This window comes from bacterium, from assembly GCA_035371905.1.
Taxonomy (GTDB): Bacteria; Ratteibacteria; UBA8468; order B48-G9; family JAFGKM01; genus JAMWDI01.
Window position 1 is genome coordinate 1 of the sequence record DAORXQ010000089.1, and the last position, 6624, is coordinate 6624.

A 6624-nucleotide genomic window follows, 5' to 3' on the forward strand; every position below is an offset into this window, starting at 1 on the left:
CTGTTATTGAAAATTTACCAATTGATGATAGATTTACAATGTGTAATATGGCTATCGAGGCAGGTGGGAAAAATGGAATAATAAAACCTGACAGAATCACAGAAGAATATTTGAAAGAAATAGGTTTAGATATAAAAATTGACGAGAATTTAAAAACAGACAGCGAAAATGATTATGAAAAGATAATAGAGATAGATGTTAGTAAAATTGAGCCGCAGGTTTCTGCACCCCATCTTCCAAGCAATTCAAAAAGTGTAAGAGAATATTCAAATGTTAAAATTGACCAGGTAGTTATTGGTTCATGTACAAATGGAAGAATAAGTGATTTAAGAAAGGCAGCAAAAATTCTTAAAGGTAAAAAAATTCATCCAGAGGTAAGATGTATAATAATTCCTGCAACTCAAAAAGTATATAAACAGGCATTAAAGGAAGGGTTAATTGATATATTTATTGAATCTGGTTGTGTTATTTCTCCTCCTACCTGTGGTCCTTGTCTTGGCGGTCATATGGGAGTTCTTGCAAAAGGTGAAGTGGCGATAGCGACTACGAACAGAAATTTTATAGGAAGAATGGGACATCCTGAAAGTTATGTATATCTTTCCAATCCTGAAGTTGCTGCTGCAAGTGCTGTAAAGGGTAAAATATCTCATCCAGAGGAGGTATAAATGAAAGTAAAAGGAAAAGTATGGAAATTTGGAGACCATATAAATACAGATGATATAATTGCAGCAAGATATTTAAATACAACTGATGAAAAAGAACTTGCAAGTCATTGTTTTGAAGTAATAAGACCTGAATTTTCAAAAAATGTAAAAAAAGGAGATATTATTGTTGCTGGAGAAAATTTTGGCTGTGGTAGTAGTAGAGAGCATGCACCAATTTCAATTAAAGGATGTGGTGTTTCTGCTGTTATTGCTAAGAGTTTTGCAAGAATATTTTTCAGAAACTCAATAAATATAGGACTTCCTTTAATTGAACTTAAAGAGGTAGATGAAATAGAAGAAGGCGAAGAACTTGAAATTGATTTTGATGAAGGAATTATAAAAAATTTAAATACCGGAAAAACCTATAAATTTCAAAAATATCCTGAATTCTTGCAAAATATAATAAACAGTGGTGGATTAATGTCCCTCGCCAGAAAAACAGTTGAAAAAAAATGAAAATACTTGAAACAAATTTAAATTTTGAAATAGAAGAATTTAAAAAACCACTTGGATTTAAAGGAAAGTTTTTAAAAGGAGCGTGGCAGGTAATAACATATTTTAAAAGTGAGAATAATTTTTCTATAGGTCTTGGAACTCAAAGTGTTTTATGGTCTGATAATAATATCTTCAATGAAAACAGTGAAGCGGGTGGAAATGCATTGATGTTTGCCACAACTCAATATGCCATAAAACTATTAAAGAATAGAGAAATTGAAAATCCTGTAAAAATCTTAGAAGAAATTTTTGAAGATGTCCACAATTATGCCAAAAAAATAACAGCCAGAAAAGATTTAAGAGAAACATTTACTTTAAATTCTCTTGTTAGTGTTGATAATGCTTTATGGATTCTTTATGCTAAGGAAAAAAATATCTGTGATTTTCTGGAAATGATTCCTGAAGAATATCGTTTACCTTTGAAATACAGACATAAAAAAATTGCCTGCATTCCTTTAATTTCCTATGCTGTTTCAATTGAAGAAATAGAAAAAATGATAAAAGAGGGTTTTTTTGTCCTGAAAATTAAAATTGGTTCTGACCCTGATAATGATGGAGACAGGGAAAAAATGCTTAAATGGGATATGGAGAGAATAAAGAAAATTCATGAAAAATTCAAAAACTATGAAACCCCTTATACAGAAAATGGAAAATTACCCTATTATTTTGACGCAAATGGTAGATATGATTCAAAGGATAGATTAAAAAAATTAATAGATTTTATAGATAAAATCGGTGCACTTGAACAGGTAATAATAATAGAAGAACCATTTCCAGAAGAGTTAGAAATAGATGTTAAAGATATCCCTGTAAGAATTGTTGCCGACGAAAGTGCACATACTGATAAAGATGTTATAAAAAGAAGACAGATGGGATATAAAGGTGTTGCATTAAAACCAATTGCAAAAACTCTGAGCATGACTTTGAAAATTATAAATGAAGCGGAGAAAAATAATATTGATTATTTTTGTGCTGACCTTACTGTAAGCCCATTCATTGCGGAATGGAATAAGAATTTAGCAGTAAGAATAAAGTTATTTCCTGAATTAAAAATACCATTTTTTGAATCAAATGGATTTCAGTATTACAAAAACTGGGGAAAACTTTTAAAATATCATCCTTGTTATGGAAAAAAATGGATAAGTCCTGAAAACGGGATATTTAATCTTGATGATGAATTTTATAAATTAAGCGGTGGTATATTTGAAACACCAAAACATTATAAAAATCTTGTTATTTAAAGAAAGGAGCAAAAATGAGGAAAAAATATAAAATAGGAGTTATTGGAGGTGATGGTATCGGTCCTGAAATTATAAAAGAAGGAATGAAGGTTGTTGAAAGTGTAAGTGAGGTCTGTGAATTTAAAGTTGAATGGGTAGAATATGATTTTGGTGGAGATAGATATTTGAAAACAGGAGAAACATTACCTGATAGTGCAATTGAAGAATTTAAAAAACTTGATTCTATTTATCTTGGAGCAGTTGGTCATCCTGATGTTCCTCCAGGAATTCTTGAAAAAGGAATACTTCTTAAAATCAGATTTGAACTTGACCAGTATATAAATTTAAGACCTGTAAAACTTTATCCTGGAGTTGATTGTCCTTTAAAGAATAAAAAACCAGAGGATATTGATTATGTTGTTGTAAGGGAAAATACAGAAGGACTATACTGTGGAATTGGAGGGAATTTTAAAAAGGGAACACCAGATGAAATTGCAACTCAACTATCAATAAATACAAGGAAAGGCATTGAAAGATGTATAAGGTATGCTTTTAAACTTGCAGAAAAAAGAAATAAAAAGAAGACATTAACAGTTGTTGATAAGGCAAATGTTTTAACTTATGAGGGAGATTTATGGAGGAGAACTGCAACAGAATTATTAAGAGAATTTCCCGATATTAAACTTGACTTTGCTTTTGTTGATGCTACATGTATGTGGATGGTAAAAAATCCTGAATGGTTTGATGTTATAGTTACAAATAATATGTTTGGAGATATAATTACAGACCTTGGAGCAATAACTCAGGGTGGACTTGGAATAGCGGCTGGTGGAAATATAAATCCTGAAGGAGTAAGTATGTTTGAACCAATTCATGGTTCTGCACCGAAATATGCTGGAAAAAATGTTGCCTGTCCACTTGCGACTATATCTGCAGGCGGAATGATGCTTGAACAACTGGGTGAGATAAAAGCATCTGAACTTATAGAAAAAGCGATTATAAAAGCATTATCAGAAGGTTATATTAAATCACTTGAGGCGGGAAAAATGGGGATGAGTACAAGTGAAGTTGGTGATTTAATATCAAAATTTGTCAAAGAGGTAAAATAAACTTTTTATATATTTTAATCGTCCAAATTTTGGACTGGCACCGAATAAAAAGGAGGTGAGGCATGATGAGAAAATTTATAACGACATTATCCTGTATTTTATTTCTTACCTCAATGGGAATTTCTCTTTTTGCTAAAGAAGGGAAAGAAAAGGGAGAAAAGAAAGAAAAACCGAAAGTTGATATCAAACATGCATATGGTGAGATAACCAAATTAGATTTAGAAAATTATTCAGTAACAATAAAACAGGATGATGGAACAGAAATAACATTAAAAGCAACAACAGAAAAAACTAAGGAGATGCTGAAAAATTTAAAAGTCGGAGATAAGGTAAAAGCAGTATATTTTGAAAAAGATGGAGAACTTGTAATTGGGAAAATCGGAATACCAAAAAGTGATGGCAAAAAAGAACATAAAAAGGAAAAACTAACTCAATAATAACTTTTTTCTTCTTTGGTGCCAGTCCACTTTTTAAAAAAATATCAAAAAACCATTTTCAGGATGGAAAAAGAGTTCATAAAGGACTTTTTCAAATTTATCACCCTTTTGTTTTAAAAATTGTTTTTTGACTTTTCCGAGGATATAACTTAAAATCTGGACATTTTCAGCACCTGCATTTAGATAATCAAGCATATGTCTTCCTGTATAAACTCCACCTGTTGCAGAAATACAAAATTCAGGAAATATTCTTTTTACTTCCTTTATTACTTTTAAATTTTTTTCCCTCAATTCAGTTCCTCCCCATGCTGAATTTATCCCTTCATTAAAAATCCTATTTCCTATAACAATACCATCACTTTTTCCATTTCTTGCTTCTTCAACAAGTTTTATCTGAAAATCAATACCATAATTAAGATTTAAAAGTTTTGGATAAACAATTATATCAGTAAAATTTTCTTTAAGTAATTCTGGTATTTCTCTGTATAACCTGCATATATTTTCTTTCTCAATAATTTTTTTGTTATTTTTTAACCCTGGACAGAAATCTATCTCAAATATTCTGTATCCTGTATCATAAAGTTTTCTCACTGTATATAACCATTCTTCTTTTTTTATTTCTTCCTCAGGTTTCGGCAGATGACATAAAATTGATGCAACTATCAAGAATTTACTGTCTGAAAAATTATAAACATCTCTGGCAAATTCCATATATTCTGTAAGATTTCTGGTATCTGCCCTTCCATCCCATAAAATTACAGGATAAGCACCTTCTTTATCATCTTTTTCATAAACTGTTTTAAGATATGTCATTTTTTTTCTGTATTCTTTCATTGAACAATTACCATTTTCATCCTCTCCAACAACAGATTTTAAAACACATCCGGAATATCCTGCTTTTTTTATCCTTTCTATCTGTCCCTTTTCTCTTGTTAACTGTCCAGGAGCAACAATAACAGGATGATTTAATGTGAAGTTTCCATATTTTGCTTTTAAGTCAATCCCGAGTTCATCTTTTACAATTTCAGAGAATTTCTCATCTATTGGATTTTCAAGATAGTATTTTTTTAATTCTTCAAATTTTTTCTTCTTATCCATTTTTAAATTCCTCATAAAGTTTTCTTATTTCTTCTTTTTCTTCTTTACTTAATGGTAAAAGTGGACTTCTTACAAGTGAATTTTTAAATATACCCATACATACAAGAAATTCCTTTATCCTTGCCCTGTAATCCCTGACAGGTCTTTTGAAACAATATACACAGATTTTTTCTATTTTCCTGAATAAGTTTAAACCCTCATCAAATTTTTTCTCCTTAATCTTTTTTATTACATCAACCTGTATATCTGTAAAAATTGAACCAAAACCTATTAATGCACCATCTGCTCCAAGAAGAAATGATTCCGGAATAAAATTGTCATTACCTGTTAAAATTTCTATCTTTTTTGAAAGTGTATTTAAAAAATCAACAGTTTCTTTAAATTTTAAAGCATCAAATGTCGCTTCTTTTATTGCTACTACATTTTCAATTTCAACAAGTTCTTTAAGTGTTTCAAAATGATAAAATGTCCCTCCAAGTGCTTCCTGGAGTTGAAATATAATCATTCCAATTCCAATCTTTGAAATCTCTTCATGATATTTTATTATTAGATTATCTTTTGCCGGTCCACCTTTAAATGCTGGATGGGGAAACACAAGAAAATAATTAACTCCAAGGTCTTTAAATTCTTTACCAGATTCAATTACATCTTTTGTTGTCTGTCCTCCAAGTCCACTTATAAGAGGAATTTTATCTCCAATTATTTCCTTTATTATTTTTATATTTCTCTTTCTTTCTTCATGGGTTAAAAAATGTCCTTCTCCTGCATCACTATTTATAACAAGACCTTTAATTTCAAATTTGCTTATCCACTCAACATATTTCCTTAAAACTTCTTCATCTACTTCATAATTCTCTTTATATGGTATAACTATTGCAGGAAGTAAACCATCAAGTTTTTTCATTTTATCCTCCTTTTCTTTTATTTTAAAAATTATTTTTAAAAAATATTAGGATAAATTTAAATATATTTAGCACAAAAATTGATTAAATTTCCCTATACTTTGAAGGTGGAATACCTTCAATTTTTTTAAATATTCTTGTAAAATAATTCTGGTCATAAAATCCACATCTTCCAGCAATTTCCTTTATTTCAAGTGTTGTATTTTTTAAAAGTTCTTTTACATATTCAATTTTAATATCATGCATAAATCTTGTAAATGAACGACCTGTAAATTCTTTTATAATCTTCTGGATATAGTTTACAGAAAAGTAATAATTTTTCGCAATTTCTTTTATTGTCACCTGTTTTTCAATATTTTCAGTTATGAAATTTACGACTTTCTTAAAAATAATCTCCTTTTTAGATGCCTTCTTTTCTACTATTTCTCTTCTTTCAAGATAGGAAGTTAAAAATTCATTTATTAATAAAAGTAAATATCCTTCAATAGAAATTATATAACCAAATTTCTTTTCAGAGAGATTTTCATCAATTTTTTTTATCAGGTTTTCAACTTCATTTTTTCTATCTTCTTTTACAGTCCAAACATCTGGTTTTTTACCATAAAATAATTTAAGTATTTTGAAAAAACCCTTAGAAAGTAAAGAACTGTCTGAATTTT

The 6624-nt window shown here is 29.5% G+C and carries 8 protein-coding genes; 5 read left to right on the plus strand and 3 right to left on the minus strand.

Features of this window, described 5'->3' with window-relative positions; translation table 11 throughout:
• From PKV21_08285 to PKV21_08305, 5 genes are all read left to right on the plus strand, one after another.
• A partial coding sequence (locus PKV21_08285; GenBank protein HOM27487.1) for an aconitase family protein occupies positions 1-665 on the plus strand: 665 nt, incomplete at its 5' end.
• A complete protein-coding gene (gene leuD / locus PKV21_08290) occupies positions 666-1160 on the plus strand; it encodes a 3-isopropylmalate dehydratase small subunit (GenBank protein ID HOM27488.1) in 495 nt (164 codons plus the stop codon). It begins immediately after the preceding gene.
• A complete protein-coding gene (locus tag PKV21_08295) occupies positions 1157-2440 on the plus strand; it encodes an L-alanine-DL-glutamate epimerase (GenBank protein ID HOM27489.1) in 1284 nt (427 codons plus the stop codon). The genes leuD and PKV21_08295 overlap by 4 nt, the downstream gene beginning before the upstream one ends.
• 14 nt (positions 2441-2454) lie before the next feature.
• Positions 2455-3528: a 3-isopropylmalate dehydrogenase gene (locus PKV21_08300; protein ID HOM27490.1), complete on the plus strand. Its 1074-nt coding sequence runs from the start codon at positions 2455-2457 to the stop codon at positions 3526-3528.
• Positions 3529-3590: 62 nt separating this feature from the next.
• A complete protein-coding gene (locus PKV21_08305; protein ID HOM27491.1) occupies positions 3591-3965 on the plus strand; it encodes a copper-binding protein in 375 nt (124 codons plus the stop codon).
• 33 nt (positions 3966-3998) lie between these two features.
• Here the strand turns inward: PKV21_08305 and PKV21_08310 are convergent, their stop codons facing one another.
• The 3 genes from PKV21_08310 to PKV21_08320 form a co-directional block, all read right to left on the minus strand.
• Positions 3999-5063 (minus strand): hypothetical protein, encoded by a 1065-nt coding sequence (locus PKV21_08310; protein HOM27492.1) that lies wholly within the window; start codon positions 5061-5063, stop codon positions 3999-4001.
• Positions 5056-5967 (minus strand): dihydrodipicolinate synthase family protein, encoded by a 912-nt coding sequence (locus tag PKV21_08315; GenBank protein ID HOM27493.1) that lies wholly within the window; start codon positions 5965-5967, stop codon positions 5056-5058. Before PKV21_08315 ends, PKV21_08310 begins: the two co-directional genes overlap by 8 nt.
• Positions 5968-6049: 82 nt before the next feature.
• Positions 6050-6624: AraC family transcriptional regulator (locus PKV21_08320; GenBank protein ID HOM27494.1), on the minus strand; the 575-nt coding region annotated here is incomplete at its 5' end.

Excerpts from the sequence above, each read along its gene's own strand:
- leuD (HOM27488.1), top strand. The coding sequence starts at position 666 with ATGAAAGTAAAAGGAAAAGTATGGAAATTTGGAGACCATATAAATACA.
- PKV21_08295 (HOM27489.1), top strand. The coding sequence starts at position 1,157 with ATGAAAATACTTGAAACAAATTTAAATTTTGAAATAGAAGAATTTAAA.
- PKV21_08300 (HOM27490.1), top strand. The coding sequence starts at position 2,455 with ATGAGGAAAAAATATAAAATAGGAGTTATTGGAGGTGATGGTATCGGT.
- PKV21_08305 (HOM27491.1), top strand. The coding sequence starts at position 3,591 with ATGATGAGAAAATTTATAACGACATTATCCTGTATTTTATTTCTTACC.
- PKV21_08310 (HOM27492.1), bottom strand. The coding sequence starts at position 5,063 with ATGGATAAGAAGAAAAAATTTGAAGAATTAAAAAAATACTATCTTGAA.
- PKV21_08315 (HOM27493.1), bottom strand. The coding sequence starts at position 5,967 with ATGAAAAAACTTGATGGTTTACTTCCTGCAATAGTTATACCATATAAA.